The 19,556-nt window shown below is 60.8% G+C and carries 14 protein-coding genes; 2 read left to right on the top strand and 12 right to left on the bottom strand.

Translation table 11 applies throughout. From position 1 onward, the window contains the following. Nucleotides 1-24 precede the first annotated feature (24 nt). Together NIBR502773_RS25420 and NIBR502773_RS25425 are read right to left on the bottom strand one after the other, a co-directional pair. Nucleotides 25-4,818: an RHS repeat-associated core domain-containing protein gene (locus NIBR502773_RS25420; RefSeq protein ID WP_141157869.1), complete on the bottom strand. Its 4,794-nt coding sequence runs from the start codon at nt 4,816-4,818 to the stop codon at nt 25-27. A 213-nt stretch (nt 4,819-5,031) separates the two neighbouring features. After that, nucleotides 5,032-5,646 carry a LysE family translocator gene (locus NIBR502773_RS25425; protein ID WP_141157240.1) on the bottom strand — a complete coding sequence of 205 codons (615 nt, stop codon included), beginning with the start codon at nt 5,644-5,646 and terminating at the stop codon, nt 5,032-5,034. A gap of 144 nt (nt 5,647-5,790) precedes the next feature. On the opposite strand from NIBR502773_RS25425, the gene NIBR502773_RS25430 reads away from it, so the two are divergent. Beyond that, nucleotides 5,791-6,876, top strand: a complete 1,086-nt coding sequence (locus NIBR502773_RS25430; RefSeq protein WP_141157241.1) for a DUF1615 domain-containing protein — start codon at nt 5,791-5,793, stop codon at nt 6,874-6,876. On the opposite strand, the gene NIBR502773_RS25435 is transcribed toward NIBR502773_RS25430, so the two are convergent. From NIBR502773_RS25435 to NIBR502773_RS25450, 4 genes are all read right to left on the bottom strand, one after another. After that, entirely contained in the window at nt 6,877-7,671 is a 795-nt protein-coding gene (locus tag NIBR502773_RS25435) for a DUF4349 domain-containing protein (RefSeq protein WP_141157242.1), read from the bottom strand. It abuts the gene before it with no gap. A 376-nt stretch (nt 7,672-8,047) separates the two neighbouring features. Then, nucleotides 8,048-9,229, bottom strand: coding sequence for an acetyl-CoA C-acetyltransferase (locus tag NIBR502773_RS25440; protein ID WP_141157243.1), 1,182 nt, complete (start codon nt 9,227-9,229; stop codon nt 8,048-8,050). A gap of 11 nt (nt 9,230-9,240) precedes the next feature. Then, nucleotides 9,241-9,900 carry a CoA transferase subunit B gene (locus NIBR502773_RS25445; protein ID WP_027603173.1) on the bottom strand — a complete coding sequence of 220 codons (660 nt, stop codon included), beginning with the start codon at nt 9,898-9,900 and terminating at the stop codon, nt 9,241-9,243. Nucleotides 9,901-9,934: 34 nt separating this feature from the next. Further along, the gene (locus NIBR502773_RS25450; RefSeq protein WP_032886653.1) at nt 9,935-10,633 is read right to left on the bottom strand and encodes a CoA transferase subunit A; all 699 of its coding nucleotides are present in this window, start codon (nt 10,631-10,633) and stop codon (nt 9,935-9,937) included. 133 nt (nt 10,634-10,766) lie between these two features. Here NIBR502773_RS25450 and NIBR502773_RS25455 point away from each other — a divergent pair, with 133 nt between their 5' ends. Beyond that, nucleotides 10,767-11,672: a LysR family transcriptional regulator gene (locus NIBR502773_RS25455; RefSeq protein ID WP_065942135.1), complete on the top strand. Its 906-nt coding sequence runs from the start codon at nt 10,767-10,769 to the stop codon at nt 11,670-11,672. A 62-nt stretch (nt 11,673-11,734) separates the two neighbouring features. Here NIBR502773_RS25455 and NIBR502773_RS25460 read toward each other — a convergent pair whose 3' ends face one another. The 6 genes from NIBR502773_RS25460 to NIBR502773_RS25485 form a co-directional block, all read right to left on the bottom strand. Next, a complete protein-coding gene (locus NIBR502773_RS25460; protein WP_025854475.1) occupies nt 11,735-12,064 on the bottom strand; it encodes a hypothetical protein in 330 nt (109 codons plus the stop codon). 464 nt (nt 12,065-12,528) lie between these two features. Beyond that, entirely contained in the window at nt 12,529-13,392 is an 864-nt protein-coding gene (locus NIBR502773_RS25465; protein ID WP_141157244.1) for an NAD-dependent protein deacetylase, read from the bottom strand. A gap of 8 nt (nt 13,393-13,400) precedes the next feature. Beyond that, a complete protein-coding gene (locus tag NIBR502773_RS25470) occupies nt 13,401-13,841 on the bottom strand; it encodes a CBS domain-containing protein (protein ID WP_027603177.1) in 441 nt (146 codons plus the stop codon). A 119-nt stretch (nt 13,842-13,960) separates the two neighbouring features. Then, nucleotides 13,961-15,910, bottom strand: coding sequence for a DNA topoisomerase III (locus NIBR502773_RS25475; RefSeq protein WP_141157870.1), 1,950 nt, complete (start codon nt 15,908-15,910; stop codon nt 13,961-13,963). Between the two features lie 229 nt (nt 15,911-16,139). Continuing rightward, on the bottom strand, nt 16,140-17,762 hold the full coding sequence (locus NIBR502773_RS25480; protein ID WP_065942138.1) for an MFS transporter: 1,623 nt from the start codon (nt 17,760-17,762) through the stop codon (nt 16,140-16,142). A gap of 65 nt (nt 17,763-17,827) precedes the next feature. Beyond that, a complete protein-coding gene (locus tag NIBR502773_RS25485; protein WP_141157245.1) occupies nt 17,828-19,474 on the bottom strand; it encodes a GMC family oxidoreductase in 1,647 nt (548 codons plus the stop codon). Nucleotides 19,475-19,556: the final 82 nt, after the last annotated feature.

Raw genomic sequence — 19,556 nt, forward strand, 5'->3', positions numbered from 1 at the left:
AATGGGCATTTCAGCATTGTCTGCTCACTTAGGGAATGCGGTAAATGGCCGAGTTGGATTGTTTATATCAAATCTGACCTCCGCTCTGTCCATATTTTCAATGTACTTAGGATCGTTTGCGTCCCGCCGGTTAGGTTTGTAGCCTCGTCCAGCTCCGGGTAGCTCGACTATAACCACTGGGTTACCCGCTCCATCAAGACCTGTAGGAGATGGTGAATTGCTTTGCATCCTACCCATGGCTTTGTTTAGAGCGTGAAGCTGCATTCTCCAGGTTTTAAATTGGGAGCTGGAACTGATAGTTTCCCTCTCCCCTGTGGTTGGATTCGTTCCATCAATAGATCGTTGCCTTAAAGCGTTGTCTGGTATCTCTGGGCCATGCTTTTCAACCGAGTGCATATCGTATTCCTGCTCCCAACCCAGTACTTTTTGTTTTGCATTAACCTCTGTCAGTTCATCTATTTTCGCCTGTCGCTGAGTGCTCGGCAGTTGAGGTAGAGCGGGCGCCCCTTCATTAACGCTAGGCTTCGGAAAAATAGGAGGAGCATTAGGCTTGCATTCGTCACCAGGGCAGGTGCTTAAGCCCAGCGGATCAATCCACCCAGTAGGATTGGGCACGTACTGGTACGCGTTGATCCCACCCGCCAACTTCACCGGATCCGGCGTCAGGTAAGACCCAATATCTGGATTGTAGTAGCGATGGCGGTTGTAGTGCAGTCCGCTTTCCTGATCGAAGTACTGACCCTGGAAACGCAGCGGGTTGTCGATTGTGCCTTTGTCGAGTCGGCTGATCTGGCCGTAGGCGCGGTAGTGGGCGGACCACACGATGTCGCCGTCTGGAGAGGTGAGTTCCTGCGGTGTGCCGAGGTGGTCGAGTTGGTAGTGGTAGGCTTTGGTGTCTTGCGGCCCAAAGCCTTTCAACAGAACCAGCGGGCGAAAGCTGTCGGGTTCATAAAGATAGCTGCGATGGCGGTCCGAATGGTGCTCGGCAATCAGCTTGTCGCCTTGCCAGAAAAACTCCGTGGTTAGGCCGTCCACGGTTTTGCTGATACGCCGCCCAAACGGGTCGTAGCGATAGCTCGCGGTTTGGCCGTTGGGCTGGGTAATGCCGATCAGCCGATGCTGGCAGTCGTAGCGGTATTCGGTGACGAGTTGATGCCCTTTGCCGCGTCGTTCACGGATCAGGTTCCCGAAGGCGTCGTAGTCATAGTGGCGGTCGCCCTGGATCATCAGGCGGTTGCCGGCGACGATGTCGGGGCCGGGGCGGTCTTGCATCAGCAGGGTGCCGGCCGGGGTGTGGCCGAAGCGTTCCTGCAGGTCTTGGGAGTGGTCGGCGCGGGTGAGGCGGCCTAGTGGGTCGTAGTGGTAGTGGTGTTCGCCTTTGCAGGTGTCGAGCAGGCGGGTGAGGTTGCCGGTTTTGTCGTAGTCGTATTGGCGTTGGTAAAGGTGGTCTTGTTGCTGGGTGATCGCGTGGGCATGGAGGCGGTGCTGGTCGTCGTAGTGGTAGTGGCTGAGGAGTTGGCCTTGTTGGCGCTGGTGCTCCTGGCCGGCCTTGAACAGATGAGAGGTCAGCAGCGCGCCGTTTAATTCGACGGTGGCGAGGTGGCCGCCTTTCGCATGATTAAAAACCAGCCGGTTGTTGTCGGGCAGGCGCAGGTGTTGAAGCTGGCCGCAGGCGTCGTAGCCGTAGCGCAAGGTGCCCCAGCCCTGATGTTCGGCGGTGAGGCGGTTTTGGCGGTCGTATTCGTAGGCCAGCGCCCAGTGGCCGTCATCGACGCTGAGGAGGTTGCCCTGACGGTCGTAGGCGTAATCGACGCTATTGCCATCAGGCAGGGTTTTTCGTACGAGGCGCCCGGCGTGATCGCGCTCGTAGCGAGTAACGAGCTGACTACCATCGTCGCCGTGTTCGGTCTTTTCCTGCAGGTTGCCATTGAGGTCGTAGACGTAGGCCGTACGCTGCCCGTCAAACCCGGTTTCCTGCTGGATCAGGCCATTGGGGTGATAAGCAAGTCGGTAGGTCTCGCCAACTTCGTTTTCGATCTCGGTCAGCAGTAATCGCGCATTGTCGTAGCGGTACTTGACCTGGCTACCGTCGGCGTTGATACGGCAGCTGATCAGGTGCAGGCCGTTGGCGTATTCGTAGCGGGTGACATGCCCCAGCTCATCGCGTTCGGCGGTGATTTTGCCGTAGGGGTTGTAGCTGTATTCCCGACACGCCCCACCGGGCAGCACCACGCGAACCAAGCGACCCACGCTGTCCCACTGATACTGGGTCAGCGCGCCATGCTCATCCTCGCGCGCCACCTGCCGGCCAAGATCGTCATAGCGATAACGCTTGATCCCGCCATTCGGCAGTTGCTCTTCAAGCAACTGTCCGCGCTCATTCCACACCAGCCGCTGACAACTGTGATCCGGGTACCAAACCCCAACCAGTTGCCCGTATTGGTCGTAGCTGTAATCCGTAACATGACCATCGGGATCGATCTTGCGGATGACATCGCCCTGGTCATTGCGCTCGTACTTCCAGACCGCCTCACCACGGCGCATAACCCGTACGAAGCCATTGTCATGCTCGTAGGACGTCGGCTCATCATCCCCGGGAAACAACGCCACCAAACGTCCGGCTTCGTCGTACTGATACGCCGTCACCGCCCCCAGCGGGTCCTGCTCAACCGTCAGTCGGCCTTTGGCATCGTAGGATTTGAAATGCTGGGCACCGTCCGGATCAATCCGCTGCACCAGCCGCGCCCGGTCGTCATGGGCGTACACTTCCTGGCTGCCATCGGCGTTGTGCAGCGTGACACGGCCGTCGTCCCCCCAGGCATACCGCGTATCCATCTGGGAAAAACTGGCCCAATGCCGAACACATCGCGCGGCCTTGCCAGCCCGTTCCCACGCCCAGAAGAAACTCGCCCCACCGGCCAGCCCACGCTCAAGAATCAAGTGCTGCTCGTCGTAGCGATAAACCTCGCTTTCGCCGACCGCATTGGTCGCCGAAACCAACCGTCCCAGGTCGTCATAGTCGTAGGAAACAACGGTCTGCTCGGTCACCCACTCGAAGGGTTCATGCCCCTTGGCGCGCTGAATCTGATAGTCCACCGCGACGATGTGGCCGAACGCATAGCGCAGGAACAGCGAACGCCCGACGCCGTTATCCAGCCGCTCGATGCGCCCCAAATAATCCCGAGAAATCCGCAGCCGGTTGTCATACGCATCGCTGATGGAGACCAACACCCCGTCGCGAAAGTGATAGAACCGTGATGCCTGGGCCAGCACCAGTTCATCCGGCGAAGACCCTAAATAGATCGCGGCTTCGGCCAAACTATTGGTGATTGCAGGTCGAGCAACAGTCGGCAGTGGAAACCCAATCGAGCGATTCTCATGGTCCGTCCACACCACCGAATCGCCCGACACCACCAGCCGATGCGCCAGCGAATGACTCCAGCCAAACCCCAACCCGACATCCACTTCCACCGCACTGGTGCGATACAGCCGGGTCCACTCGAACGGCAAGATCCCATCCAACGTGCCATCGGTGAGAGTGAGCAATTCCTCCCCGGAAACCATCGACACCGGGCAGCCGTTGGTGACGGTCTTATCCGAAGCCGCTGCCGCATCGCCCTTCGGATTCGTCGATACAGCAGGCACATCATCGACAGGCTCCTGCCTGACCAACACGGTCTTCTGTGTCTTGTTACGAACCGCCGACACCGGGTTCGAAACCACATTCTCCCCCGTCTTCAACGGCGCAACCGGCACAGTCTTGATCTCTGTCGCGGGGCCACCGAGCAGCAAAGGCTTCACCGCTTCGACATGCGGCGCCAACCCCGGCTCTACAAGCTGCCTGGCCAGCAACTCCAACAACTCCCGCGCGCGCTTGGATTTGATAGCGCTCAGCACTTGGGCCCCCAGCCGCGCCACCACCCCCATCGCACCCAATACACGAATCAACAGCAGATTGATCAGGACCTCGCCAGTGATCTCACCCCACAGTTCATTCATCTGCGGCGGTGGCAGCAGGCGCATCCAACTGACCATCGCCGACAGGTAGATAAACAACAGCGGCTCATCGCTGAGCACCAGCAAACCATTGGCAATCGTGTCGTTGCCGAGCCTCAGCAGTTCATCGAGTTCGGCCTGGGAGAGGTAGGCCAACAGCTTTTCGCTGTTGGGCTTGAGGTCCGCCAGCAGGTCAGACAACTGCGTAATGTTGTCCCACAAATTGAAGAGGGCTTTTCCAAGGCCGCTGAAAAACGCTGCTTCCAGCATTCGGCGCCGATCGAGGGGCTTGGCTTCGGCATAGTCTTTCCACTGGTCCTGGAAAGTGCGGGCCCACTCTTCACGCAGGCGCGCCTCCAACCCCGCGATCACCGACTGATAAGACCCATACAGCGCCTGGACGTGATCCCTGGAAACGTTGGGGTAGAAACTGATTCGGTACGGCTGGTTGCGATCACACTCGGTGATTTCGAGAAGGCCGCTGGGGCCGATGGTCTTGTGGATCGGCTCGCCCAATGGGCCGCCATTGGGATCGACGCGCTGCAGCATCACCGGCGTGTCGCCGATGGGCACGAAGCGCGTGCTTTGGAACATATGCACCAGCGTCAGGGTGCCATTGGCCGGGCACGTGGCGACGGTGCTGCTGGGGATGATTGAGCGATTGATCGGCGCAACCAGCGCCACCTCATCGCCGACCTTGAAGACCTGCTCGACCTCCAGCGCCGAGAAGCGCCAGAAGCTTTGCGCCCAGTCATCGAACGTATTCAGGCATTCGCGAAAGTCACGGAAGACGCTTTCAACGTCGACCGTCTTCACATCCATCGGGGTCAGGGCCAGCCTGCCGATGGCCGGGTTCAAGACGCCGCCCCTTCAACCGGGGCTTTAACGAAAACAACCATCTGCAATCCCTCGCACTGTGTATTCAGGCGAGGGACTTTGCAGCGGTTTTCAGGCAGGGGCTGTAGAGCTTATCTTGCCGTTACGTGGGAGGTTTCAGCGGCTATCGTCCCTTTTTGGCGACGTATCAAAAAGCCTTCAGCGCTGCGCGAACGCCAGGTTCAACCCCAGCCCTGCAAACGCCGCCGCAAAACTGCGGCGCAGCCAGTTCTGCACCCGCGGCGACTCGATTACCGCGCGGCGAAACTCGTTGGCCAGCAGGCCGTAGATCACAAACACTGCAAATGTCATTGCCATGAACACCGCGCTCAGCACCAGCATTTGCACGGCGGGTGCCGTGCTGCCGGGCGTGACGAACTGTGGCAGGAAGGCCAGGAAGAAAATGGTCAGTTTGGGGTTGAGAATATTCAGCAGGAAACCGCGCAGCATCAAACTGCACGCGGTGGCGACTGCCGGTGCGTCATTCATGGCGAAGGCCGAGCGATCACGCCAGGTGGCGTACGCCAGATACAACAGATAGGCGACGCCAGCGTATTTCAGGACTTCGAAGGCCAGCGCGCTGGTATGCAGCAGTGCGGAAAGGCCGAGCACGGATGCCAGCAAGTGCGGGAGGATACCGGCCGTACAACCCAGCGCGGCGAACACACTCGCGCGCTTGCCAGCGGTGAGGCCTGTGGACACGGTAAAGATCACGCCGGTGCCGGGGATCAGTACGACAATCAGGCAGGTGACGAGGAAGTTCAGGCTGAGCATGGCATTCAAACTCCGTGTACGAATGTGGAATGACAGATCCTGTCACGTTCGGCCCCGGCTGGCGAGAAGGCGAATCGTCGAACCCGCGTTAGACTTACCGGTCCATATCCGCAACGCCTGGCCCATCGTCCTCAAGGAAGCCCCATGTCCCCACGCTGCCTGATCCTCTGCCTCACCTCATTGGTGGTGCTGGCCGGCTGTTCCACGTCACGCGGCCCGCAGCAACCAGCGCGCAGCGAAGCCGAGGTGAAGGCCGAGATCGTGCGTTTGCTCCCGGCGAAGGTTCCAGACCGCAACGGCTGGGCCCAGGACATCTACACCGCCTTTGACACTCAAAAGATCTACCCCAGTACCGAGAATATCTGTGCCGTATTGGCGGTGACCGAGCAGGAGTCCACCTATCAGGTCGACCCGCCCGTGCCCAACATGGGCAAGATCGCCCAGGAAGAAATCCTGCGCCGTGCCGCCAAGGTGCATGTGCCCGCTTTTGTGGTGCGCAGCGCCCTGCAACTGCGCTCGCCCTCCGGCAAGTCCTATGCCGACCGCTTGAATGCCGCGCGTACGGAGAAGGACTTGAGTGGCATCTTCGATGATTTCATCAGCATGGTGCCGTTGGGGAATACGCTGTTTGGCGGTTTCAATCCGGTGCACACCGCCGGTCCCATGCAGGTCAGTATCGACTTCGCCCAGAAACAGGCGCGGGGTTATCCCTACACGGTGGATGGCACGATTCGTCGGGAAGTCTTCACCCGGCGCGGCGGCATGTACTTCGGTATCGCCCATTTGCTCGGTTACCCGGTGAGCTATGACCAGCCGCTGTACCGCTTTGCCGACTTCAATGCGGGTTGGTACGCCAGCCGTAATGCGGCGTTCCAGGCGGCGGTCAGCCGCGCGTCGGGCACTGAGTTGGCGCTGGACGGGGATTTGATTCGCTACGGCTCATTGCTGCCAGGCACCACCGAATTGGCGGTGCGCTCATTGGGCGCGAAGCTGGACATGCGCAACCCCAGCATCCGCAGCCAGTTGGAACAGGGCGAACAGCTGGACTTTGAAGATTCCACCCTCTACAAACGCGTGTTTGCCCTGGCCGACCAGGCCGCCGGCAAGCCGATGCCCCGTGCGATCCTGCCGGGCATCGTGCTCAAAAGCCCGAAGATCACCCGCAACCTGACCACGGCGTGGTTTGCCAAGCGCGTGGATGAGCGGTACCAGCGCTGTATGAGGCGCTGATCAGCTGCGGCGCCGGACAAATTTGCGCCACAGCCACACCCACAACCACACCACCGGAAACGCCAGGATTACGAACGGCAGCACATAGCTGGCGCGTTCCAGGGCGTCTGCGGTGCCGTCCACCAGGTTAGTGCCCAGGTTGCTGAACATCCGGCTGAAGCGTGACGGTTGGTTGGCGCCGTCGGCAGAGCGGAAGTTGAGGGTGACGCGGTTGGTATCCAGGCGACGCTGCTGGCCGGCGGCAACCTGGGCGAGTTCCTGCAGTTCGTTTTCAATGCCCGCCTGCTCCTTGCTCAAGGCAATCAGGTCGCTGACGCTGATGTCCTTGCGCTTGGCAAGTTCATCGAGGCGCTGTTGCTGGGCTTGCAGGCGATCCTGGCGGCGACGTACATCGGCGACCGCGTCGGCCAGGTCTTCGGCGGTGGTGATGCGCTGGCCGAGTTTGCCGCCTTCAGCGGCCATGGCGACCATCGGTTCGACCCCGGTGGGCACGATCCGCAGGATGATCTCGCCGCCGTTGCTGTCTTCGGTGATGCCAAGGATATTGCACGCGCCAAACCGCGCCGACTCACAGGCCTCGCGGGTGGCTTGCATGCGCGGCGCGAGCAGGGCGCCGGGCAGGGCCAGGGTCAGTTCGTGCTCATAGGCCAGTTGCGCACCGGCCCGGCCTTGTTCGCCATTGATCACCGTGGCGCGGGAGTGGTCCTTGGGTGAACAGCCGAGCAGGGCCAGGCCGGCCAACAGGATCAACAGGGGCGCGCGAAGCGATTGAAGGGTGCCGTCCGGATGGCGCATTGCAGTTCCTTGAGGTGTGCGGGGGACATTGGTGGCGATTAAAGCGGGTCCGGAGAATTAACGCAAAGTATCGTGCAGGATTTGCAGGGCTGATGGTGGTCGCGGAGTGGATTACCGTGCGCCTAAAGAAGAACGCGGTGTATCTGACACTCTGTAGAGGCTGGTTTTGGGGCTGCTTCGCAGCCCAACGCGGGACAAGCCCGCTCGCCACAAAAGCCCTTTCTGCCGGGGGAGGCAGCGTTTAGACAAAGTTGTGTTGATACCCATGCTCATCGGGGGCAAGCCCCCACATTTGGACTGTGTTTCTTCAGGGAAACCGCATAAAGAAAAGGCCTGGCTTTTCGTGGAGCCGGGCCTTTTCCGTGTTGCTCTTTTATCAGCTGCGTTCGAGGGCCAGGGCTACGCCCTGGCCGCCACCGATGCACAGGGTCGCCAGGCCTTTCCTGGCATCGCGCTTGATCATTTCATGCAGCAGGGTGACCAGCACGCGGCAGCCTGAGGCGCCGATGGGGTGGCCGATGGCGATGGCGCCGCCGTTGACGTTGACCTTGTCCGCATCCCACTCCAGCTCTTTGCCTACCGCCAGGGATTGCGCGGCAAAGGCTTCGTTGGCTTCGATCAGGTCCAGGTCGGCCAGGCTCCAACCGGCTTTGTCCAGGCAGCGGCGGGTGGCTGAAACCGGGCCGATGCCCATGATTGCTGGGTCGACGCCCGCGTTGGCGTAGCTGGCGATACGGGCCAATACCGGCAAGCCGAGGGCCTTGGCCTTGTCGGCACTCATCAGCAGCACCGCAGCGGCGCCGTCATTCAGGCTGGAAGCATTACCGGCGGTGACGCTGCCGTCTTTCTTGAACGCCGGCTTGAGCTTGGCCAGGGATTCGGCGGTGGTGCCGGCGCGAGGTTGCTCATCGACGGCGAAGGCAATCGGGTCGCCCTTGCGCTGGGGAATCAGGATCGGCGTGATCTCATCGACAAAACGCCCGGCCTCGATGGCGGCGGTGGCTTTCTGCTGGGACGCGGCGGCGAAAGCATCCTGGGCTTCACGGCTGATACCGTATTTGTCCACGAGGTTCTCGGCGGTGATGCCCATGTGATAGTCGTTGAATGCATCCCAGAGGCCGTCGGTGATCATGCTGTCGATCATCTTGGCGTGGCCCATGCGCAAACCCGTGCGCGCAGCAGGCAGTACGTACGGTGCCAGGCTCATGTTCTCCATGCCGCCGGCGATGATGACCTCGGCGTCACCGCAACGGATGGCCTGGGCGCCCAGGTGCAGGGCTTTCAGGCCCGAGCCGCAGACCTTGTTCAGGGTCAGGCTCGGCACGGCGTGGGGCAGTCCGGCGAGGATCGAGGCCTGGCGTGCAGGGTTCTGGCCGGAACCCGCGGTGAGTACCTGGCCGAGGATGACTTCATCCACTTCGGCTGGGTCCAGACCGGTCTGCTCCAGCAGGCGACGGATCACGGCGGCGCCCAGCTCCGGTGCTGGAATGGTGGCCAGTGAACCTTGAAAGCTGCCCACGGCGGTGCGGGTGGCAGCAACAATCACGACGTCTTGCATGGAGTCTGTCCTCACTGGAAGTGCATTTCTGGAACGTGGTCCGGGACGATCAGTTTACCGGCGGTCTTGCTCACAATCTCTTCAACGCTGACGCCAGGTGCGCGTTCCTTGAGGACAAAAGCGCCATTTTCGATTTCCAGGTACGCCAGGTCCGTCAGTACACGCTTGATGCAGTTGGCACCGGTCAGCGGCAGGCTGCATTGGCTGAGCAACTTGGACTCACCGTCCTTGGAGGCGTGGGTCATGATCACGATGATGTTTTCCGCACCGGCCACCAGGTCCATGGCGCCGCCCATGCCCTTGACCAGTTTGCCGGGGATCATCCATGAGGCGATGTTGCCGTGTACGTCCACTTCAAAGGCGCCAAGCACGGTGAGGTCGACGTGGCCGCCGCGAATCATCGCGAAGGATTCGGCGGAGGAGAAGATCGAGGCGCCGATGCGCGCCGTCACGGTCTGTTTGCCGGCATTGATCATGTCGGCATCGATGGTGTCTTCGGTAGGAAACGGGCCCATGCCGAGCAGGCCGTTTTCCGACTGCAGCATGACTTCCATGCCTTCGGGGATGTAGTTGGCCACCAGGGTCGGAATGCCGATGCCCAGGTTGACGTAGAAACCGTCCTGCATTTCGCGGGCGACGCGTTGAGCCATTTGTTCGCGGGTAAGAGCCATTTTAGGAGTCCTTATTGTTCGGGCTGGGAGCGGATTATTTGCGCACGGTGCGCTGTTCGATGCGCTTCTCGAACGTGCCGCAGATGATCCGGTCGACGTAGATGCCAGGGGTGTGGATCTGCGCCGGGTCCAGCTCGCCCGGTTCGACGATTTCCTCGACTTCGACCACGGTGATCTTGCCGGCGGTGGCGGCCAGCGGGTTGAAGTTCTGGGCGGTGTGGCGATAGATGACGTTGCCGAAGTGGTCGGCTTTCCAGCCTTTGACGATGGCGAAGTCGCCGGTGATGGATTCTTCCATCAGGTACGGGCGACCGTTGAATTCGCGGGTTTCCTTGCCTTCTGCAACCGGAGTACCGACGCCGGTGGCGGTGAAGAAGGCGGGGATACCGGCGCCGCCTGCGCGCATTTTTTCCGCCAGGGTGCCTTGGGGGGTGAGGACCACTTCGATTTCGCCGCTGAGCAATTGTTTCTCGAACAGGGCGTTTTCACCGACGTAGGAAGCGATCACCTTGCTGATCTGCTTTTCTTCCAGCAGCACGCCCAGGCCAAAGCCGTCGACGCCGCAGTTATTGGAAACCACGGTGAGGTCACGGGTGCCTTTGCGCTTGATCTCATTGATGAGGTTTTCCGGAATGCCGCACAGGCCGAAACCACCGGAGAGCACGGTCATGCCGTCTTCCAGGCCTGCCAGTGCTTCCTCGTAGGAAGCCACGCGTTTATCGAAACCTGCCATATGCACCTCTTTTATTGTTTGTGGGCCAGCCAATGAATCGAGTGTTGCGCCGGCGGATTGATTTGTTAAGTTGTTTTTTAAGGTTGATTGATTTAGAAAACAGCATAGTCAACCCGCCGCCCGGAGTAGCGTCATGACCGTTAAACAGATGCGTGCCTTTCTGGCCGTGGCCCAAAGCCTGAGTTTTGCCGCCGCCTGCGAGCGCCTGCACCTCTCTCAATCGGCGTTGAGCCTGACCATCAAGGGCTTGGAGGAAGGGCTGGGCGGGCGCTTGTTCAGCCGCAATACGCGCAACGTGGCCCTCACGCCCGAGGGCGAATCCCTGCTGCCCCTGGCCCGTCGGCTGATGGCCGATTGGGACAATGCCGAGGACGAACTGCGTCAGCTGTTCACCCTGCAACGCGGGCGGGTGACCGTGGCGGCGATGCCGTCGTTTGCCGGCAACCTGCTGCCGCCGATCCTGAAGATATTCCGCGCACGCTACCCCCAGGTGAACGTGACGGTGCATGACTTGATCAACGAGCAAGTGCTGGAGATGGTTCGCGACCGCCATGTGGAACTGGGCGTCGCGTTTGAACCCTCGGAAGGCTCGTCGCTGGCCTTTACGCCGTTGTACCTGGACCGCTTCATTGCGGTGGTGCCCGGTGATTCACGGCTGGCACAGTGTGCCGAGGTCGACTGGAAAACCTTGCTGGAGCACCCGTTCATCACGTTGCAGCGGCCTTCCACGGTGCGGGTGATGCTGGAGGAGCACCTGGGGGCCTTGAAGATGAAGTTGCCGGTGGCGTTGGAAAGCCATCAATTGGCAACCGTGGGCAAGATGGTCGCCAGCGGCCTGGGTGTCAGCGCCGTACCCGCCTTGTGTGCGCAGCAGATGCAGGAGGCGGGGGCGCATTGCATCACTTTGACCGATCCGGTGATCGAGCGGCCGATTGGCGTGCTGACCAAGCCTGGGCATGAACTGTCGGCGGCGGCGCAGGTATTGTTTGATATTTTTCGCGATGAGGCGGGGAAGGGCAGGTTTCCGGCGGTGTTATAAAACAGGTATTAAAAAGCCCGCTCGAATAAACCAGCGGGCTTAAATTTAAAGGTGCACTGTTATCAGCAGTATCTATCAATCACTTTAACTTGCGATTGGCCTTTGAGGTTCTGCCATTCGGTATTAAGTGTGTGGAATACTTGCTCGATAAAGTTGCGATCGGCCGCGGCCTTCTTGCCGACATAACCCTGGCCACGGCGGTACATCTTCAGGCGCGCCGCCAGTTCACGGTTATTGCGGTCGAACTCGGCTTCTTCGGTGTGGGGCGCCAGGCAGTCGATTTGCACTTCGCCCGATTTGCCAATCCACAGGATATGGTCGTCGAGTGTGTCTTTCTGCGCTGCGAACATCTCAGCCAATTCATCGATAGTTGGTTGGTTGTTCAGATTCATGTGTAAGCCCCTTGACCAGTTGGCGATCTATCAGTTGATTCCGTTAAAACTGCTTAGTTGTCTCCGGCTTGGAAAACCGGGCGTCAGTGACGGTCTGCCGAATACGGGCAGGGTCTTGAACCTGATGCATGTAGTCTTGCTGATGAACTGCTACGCAATGGTTTCATAACGAAGACAAGCCGCATTTGAGCGCCTTGTACCGATCCTTTCGGGTCGGTCAGCTCCATCAATCTGCCTTGTGGGCAGTGCACATCCGGAAAAAACAGCTCGGCGGTCAGACGAGCTTGTTCAAAACGCTTGTTACCAACGCTCCCGATCCGGGAGACGTCTAGATCATGCAAGGACAAAAAGGTTACGTCAACGCTTATGTAGTGATTATTTTTGATCACTACATAATTCGTCGTGGCTATGGGGAGATACGGCAAATGCGTGACTCGAGCGTCATTTTTTGCGCTGGACGGTCGCTATGGCTGAGGAGGGGTTGACTGCAGGCGGTCTGCCAACAAGGGCAGAAGCTGTTCGCACGAGGTTTCGATCTTTACCTGCAACAACTCATCACCCCGGGTCTTGCCCAGGTTGATGGCGAGTACCGGTTTGCCCTGTTCGACCATTGCCTTGCACAGGCGAAATGCGGAGTAAGCCATCAGCGATGAACCTACCACCAGCAGCCCCTCGGCATGCGCTACCGCCGCCATCGCCCTGGCCGCCGTCGCCGGTGCGACGTTCTCGCCAAAAAACACCACGTCCGGTTTCAGTCGCTCACCCTGGCAATGGGGGCAGCGGGGGACCTGGAAGCGCTCTTCAAACGCGGGATCAAGCAGGGTGTCACCATCAGGCGCCTGTACCGCATGGACTTGGGCCAGGTACGGGTTATCGATTTCCATCTGGCGCTGGATCAGGTCGCGGGTGCTGTGCAACTGGCAATCCAGGCACAGCACCCGGTGCAGGCTGCCGTGCAGTTCAATCACGTCATGGCTGCCGGCCTGGTCATGCAAGGTGTCGACGTTTTGCGTGATCAGGCCGCTGATGTGCTGGCGTTGTTGCAAGGTCGCCAGTGCCCGGTGAGCGTTGTTCGGCTGGGCGATACGTACCCTCGGCCACCCCAGCATCGCCCGTGCCCAATAGCGCCGCCGCGCCTGGGCGGTGGCGAGGAACTCCTGGTACATCATCGGCGCCTTGCCCCGGCGCACGCCTTCGCTGTCGCGGTAGTCGGGGATTCCCGAGGACGTGCTGATGCCCGCACCGGTCAATACCAGGAAGCGCCGTTCGGCCATGGCGCGGTGCAGGGTGTCGAGGTGGTCCTGTTGATGTTCCAGGGTGTCGAGCATGGGGTCCCCTATTCGCCGCGGATGTACTGCTCCAACTGCTTGATCAGGTCTGCCTGTTCGGCGATGGCTTCCTTGACCAGGTCACCGATGGAGAGCAGGCCCAGCAGTTTGCCGTCTTCGACCACCGGCAGGTGGCGCAGGTGACTGTCGGTCATGATGTTCATGCACGCTTCGACACTTTTATGGGTATCGACGGTTATCACCGGCGAGCTCATGACCTCATGGACCTTTGTAGTGACCGACGACAGGCCCTTGAGCATGATTTTGCGTGCGTAATCGCGTTCGCTGATGATCCCTACCACCGTGCCTTCCTTGACCACCGGCAAGGCGCCGACGTTTTTCTCCGACATCCGCACCAGCGCCTCAAACACAGTGTGGTCCCATTGGATGGTGTGGACGTCCTGGTTTTTCTGGTCCTTGGCTTTGAGCAATTGTGCGACGGTTTTCATGGCGGCCACTCCGGTGTTGTTGTTATCCCCTACAGAATCCTAGACGGCCCGCGTCGGGGCAAGGTCCAATGCGGCGTTAAACCCGTCGAAAAACGTCATTCGCCGGTTTTTTTCGCCTTTCACCCGGTTTTTTTCGGTTTCCTGGCGCGCTCTGGGCCAGTGGCGGTCTTGCGAGGGGCCGCCTTGCGCTTCTTTTTCCACGGCGCAGCACCTCGGCCTGCCGGGCTGGCCGGCCCGGTGATGGTCATGCGCATGCCGTTGCAACGCGCCACTTGCTTGCTCATCCACGCCGCTTGCTTGGCGACGAATTCTTCCAGGCTCATCTCACCGCTTTGCACCATGTCCAGCGCCTGCTCCCAGATCGCGGTGGTGCCAGGGTCGGCAATGGCGCGGGGTACCGCGTCGATGAGGCTGAAGGCTGCCGGGGTGGCCGACAGCGCCTTGCCGTTCTTCACCAGGTAACCGCGGTCGAGCAACCCCTGGATAATCCCCGCACGGGTGGCTTCGGTGCCGATGCCGGTGGTGTCCTTGAGCTTTTGCTTGAGCAGCGGGTCTTCCACCAGCTTGGCGACGTTTTTCATCGCCTTGATCAGGTCGCCCTCGGTGAAGGGCTTGGGTGGTTGGGTCCACAGGTCCTTGAGGTTGACCTTGGCCACGCCGTAATCCTGGCCCTGCACCAGTGTCGGCAAGGCCTGGGGCGCCGGTGCTTCACGGCCCTTTGCCGGGGCCAGGGCTTCGGGCAAGGCACGTTTCCAGCCCGGCTCGATCACCACTTTGCCCACTGCACGCAACGCCTGGCCCGCACAGTCGAAATCCGCCTGGGTGCGATCGTATTCATGGTTGGGCAGGAACTGCGCCAGGTAACGCGCGCGAATCAAGGTGTAGACCGCACGGTGCTTGCCGGTGAGTTGGCCGACGTCCTTGCCGGCGCCGGTGGGAATGATGCCGTGGTGCGCGCTGACCTTGGCATCGTTCCAGGCCCGTGAGCGGCGTTGGGGATCGATATGGGGCATCAGCTCATGGACTGCCGCATCCCCACGGCCCAATGCGGCGAGAATCTTCGGCGCCTCGCTGTGCTGGCTCAATGGCAGGTAACCACAGTCACTGCGGGGGTAGGTGATGACCTTGTGGGTTTCGTAGAGGGATTGGGCGATATCCAGGGTTTCCTGGGCGCCGAGGCCGAGCTTCTTCGAGCAGATTTCCTGCAGGGTGCCGAGGTCGAAGGGCAGGGGGGCCACCTCGCGCATGCGTTCGGTGCGCAGCTTGATCAGGCGTGCGCCGGCGGCGTTGCTCATGGCGTCGGCAGCGTCCCGGGCCAACTGCGGGTCAAGGCAGCGACCCTGGTCGTCACAGGCATCCTCGGTCGCGCGCCATTGTGCGGTAAACGTCATGGATTCGTGGCGCAGGTCCACATCGATGGCCCAGTACGCCACGGGCACGAAATCGGCGATGCTGCGGTCGCGGTCCACCACCAGGCGCAAGGTCGGTGTTTGCACCCGGCCCACCGGCAGCACGCCCTGATAGCCGGACTGACGCCCCAGCAGGGTAAACAGGCGACTCATGTTCATGCCGATCAGCCAGTCGGCGCGGGAGCGGCCCAGGGCCGAGTGGTACAGGCTGAAGGTTTCGGCGCCGGGCTTGAGCGCCGCCAGGGCCTTGCGGATGGAGGCATCGTCCAGCGCCGACAGCCATAGCCGCTGGATCGGCCCGCGATAGCGGCAATGCTCGACCAGTTCGCGGGCGATCATCTCGCCTTCACGGTCGGCGTCGGTGGCGATCACCAGTTCCTGGGCTTCCCCCAGCAGGCGCTTGACGGCCTTGAACTGGCTGGCGGTCTTGGGCTTGACCAGCATCTTCCATTGTTCCGGGACGATCGGCAGGTCGGCCAGTACCCAGCGTTTGTATTTGGCGTCGTAGGCGTCGGGCGGGGCGGTTTCCAGCAGGTGGCCGATGCACCAGGTGACGGTGACCCCATTGCCCAACCAGCAACCGTCGCCGCGGCGACTGGCGCCGAGCACGGCCGCAATATCCTTGGCCTGGGAGGGTTTTTCACAGAGGTACAGCCGCATGGTCATCACATCAGATCGGGTTGATGCTTTGCAGGATGCTCAGTCAGAGGAATTTGAGCAACTATTATCTGTATGGATGTACAGCAATTCGTGTAAGCGGTGCCGGGATAAATGTGGGAGGGGGCTTGCTCCCGATAGCGCCATATCAGTCAACGCAACTGTGACTGAACCACCGCTATCGGGAGCAAGCCCCCTCCCACAAGGGATCTCCTGTGTTCAGGCGATCGGTTTAATTGTTGTCGAGATCCACATGCCGCGTTTCTTTAAGGCAAAACAATCCGACAATCAGGCTCACCCCCGTCACCACCACCGGGTACCACAAGCCATAGAAGATATCCCCGGTGTACACCACCAGCGCAAACGACACGGTCGGCAGGAACCCGCCAAACCAGCCGTTACCGATGTGGTAGGGCAGGGACATCGAGGTGTAGCGAATACGCGTTGGAAACAGCTCCACCATCAGCGCCGCCAGCGGGCCATAGCACATGGCGGCGATCAGGATCAGCACCACGATCAGCACTACCACCATGACCTTGTTGACCTGGGCCACATCCGCCGAAGTCGGATAGCCGGCCAGGGTCACTGCACCGCGCAGCGCTGCCTCGTCGAAGCCGTCGATGCGCACTTCACCCACGCTGACCTGCACCGGGCTGCCGGCCGGGGCGGCGGCGCTGCTGTAGGGCAGGCCTTGCTTGACCAGGAAGGTCTTGACCTTGTCGCACGGGCTGTCAAATTTTGCCTTGCCTACCGGATCGAACTGGAAGGTACAGGTGGCCGGGTCGGCCAGCACGGTGATCGGTGCCTGGCGGCTGGCCTGGTCCATCGCCGGGTTGGTGTAGTGCGCCAGGCCCTTGAAGATCGGGAAGTACAGCGCAGTGGCCAGCAGCAAGCCAAGCATCAGCACCGGTTTGCGACCCACCTTGTCGGACAGCCAGCCAAAGAAGATAAAGAACGGCGCGCCGATCACCACGCTGATAATCAGCAGCATATTGGCCAGGGCAGGGTCCATCCGCAGGAACTGCGTGAGGAAGAACAACACGTAAAACTGCGCCGCGTAGAAGGTCACCGCCTGGCCGCCGTTGATGCTGAACAAGGCGATCAACACGACCTTGAGGTTTTCCCACTTGCCGAAGGATTCACGGATGGGCGCCTTGCTGGCCTTGCCTTCCTCTTTCATCTTCAGGAACGCCGGCGATTCATGCAGGCTCATGCGGATCCAGGTGGAGATGCCCAGCAGCACGATGGAGAACAGGAACGGTATACGCCAGCCCCAGACTTCGAACTGATCGCCGGTGAAGTACCGGCATGCCAGCACCACCAGCAACGACAGCAGCAAACCGAGGGTCGCGGTGGATTGAATCCAGCTGGTGTTGAGGCCGCGTTTGCCGGCCGGCGCATGCTCGGCCACATAGGTGGCCGCACCGCCGTACTCGCCGCCCAATGCCAGGCCTTGCAGCATGCGCAGCACGATCAGGATGATCGGCGCCGCGATGCCGATGCTGGCGTAGGTTGGCAGCAGGCCGACGCAGAAGGTCGCCACGCCCATCAGGATAATGGTCACCAGGAACGTGTACTTGCGCCCGATCATGTCGCCCAGGCGGCCGAACACCAGCGCACCGAACGGGCGTACCACAAAGCCGGCCGCAAAGGCCATCAAGGCAAAGATAAACGCCGTGGTGTCGTTGACCCCGGCAAAGAACTGCTTGCTGATCACCGCCGCCAGGGCGCCGTAGAGGAAAAAGTCATACCACTCGAACACCGTCCCCAGGGACGAGGCGAAGATGACTTTTCTTGATTCGTTACCGGTGCTCGCGTTGGTGGCCGAGCCCAGGGTTTGAGCATGTTCTGACATCGGGAAGCCCTCACAGTGATTATTTATTGTTGTTCCACTGTCGGCGCCAGGTTTGGCGCCGCTATTCAGATTGCATGAACCAGTTCTTTCTCCGGGGCGAGACTCCTTGTGTTCGGCGAAAGGATCAGCTGCGCGGCTTTTTCCGCGATCATCAGCGTCGGTGAACAGGTATTGCCGGAGGTAATGCGCGGCATGACCGAGGCATCGGCGATACGCAGGCCGGGCACGCCATGCACGCGCAACTGGGCGTCGACCACCGCGTCTTTATCGCTGCCCATGCGGCAGGTGCCGACCGGATGGAAGATCGTCGTGCCGATACGCGCAGCGGCTTCGTGCAGTTGTTCTTCGGTTTGCAGCGAATCACCCGGCAGGTATTCCACCGGCTTGAACTGGCTCAGGGCCGGTGCGGCGACGATGCGTCGGGTCAGGCGAATCGCGTCGGCGGCCACCCGCAGGTCCTCCGGGTGGCTGAGGTAGTTGGGCCGGATCAGCGGCGCATCCGCCGGATTGGCCGAGCGTATATCGATGCGGCCACGGCTTTGCGGGCGCAGGTCGCAGACCGAGGCGGTAAACGCCGGGAACCCATGCAGTGGTTCACCAAAGCGCTCCAGGGACAGCGGCTGCACGTGGTATTCGAGGTTGGCCGAGGTCTGTTCCGGGCCCGAGCGGGCAAATGCGCCGAGCTGGCTGGGCGCCATCGACAGCGGACCGCTGCGGTCGTACAGGTAGCGCAGGCCCATGCCCATCTTGCCCCATACGGTACCGGCGATCTGGTTCAGGGTGCGGGCGTTTTCCAGCTTGTAGATCAGCCGCAGCTGTAGGTGATCCTGCAGGTTGCCGCCGACGCCTGGTAGTTCATGCCGCACGTCGATACCCAGCGGCTTGAGCACGCTGGACGGGCCGATACCCGAGCGTTGCAGGATGCCCGGCGAGCCCACGGAGCCGGCGCACAGCACGATTTCCTTGCGGGCCTTCCAGCTCACTTGCTGGCCGTTTTGACGCCCGATCACCGCCGAGGCGCGGCCGTTTTCCAGGACCACGCGGTCTACCTCGACCTCGGTCAGCACGGTGAGATTGGGCCGCTGGCGGATCGGCTTGAGAAACGCCTTGGCCGCGTTCCAGCGCACCCCGGCCTTCTGGTTGACCTGGAAGTAGCCGCAGCCTTCGTTATCGCCCTGGTTGAAGTCGCTGATCGTGGCAATGCCGCTTTGCGCTGCAGCGTCCCGAAAGGCGTCCAGGATCGGCCAATGCAGCCGCTGCTGCTCGACTCGCCATTCGCCGCCGTCACTGTGGAATTCCGAGCTGCCGGCAAAATGGTTTTCGCTCTGCTTGAACAGTGGCAGCACGTCTTTCCAGGCCCAGCCACCGTTGCCTGCCGCCGCCCAGCCATCGTAGTCCTGGGCCTGGCCGCGCATGTAGATCATGCCGTTGATGGACGAGCAGCCGCCGAGCACCTTGCCCCGTGGGTAACTCAACGCACGGCCTTGCAGGCCTTCCTGTGCTTCGGTCTTGAAGCACCAGTCGGTGCGCGGGTTACCGATACAGAACAGGTAGCCGACGGGGATATGGATCCAGGGGTAGTTGTCGCGGCCACCGGCTTCAAGCAGCAGCACGCGGTGGGCGGGGTTGGCGGACAATCGATTGGCGAGCAGGCAGCCTGCGGGGCCGGCGCCTACTACCACATAATCGTATTCAGCAGCTGCAATGGGCATCTGAGGTCTCGCTTGTTTTTCTTATTGGCTCCATCCTAGTTGTTAGTTTTCGTCTTAAAAATGTTAGTTTTTACCCAGCTGC

Source organism: Pseudomonas sp. NIBRBAC000502773 (assembly GCF_006517195.1).
Lineage (GTDB): Bacteria > Pseudomonadota > Gammaproteobacteria > Pseudomonadales > Pseudomonadaceae > Aquipseudomonas > Aquipseudomonas marginalis.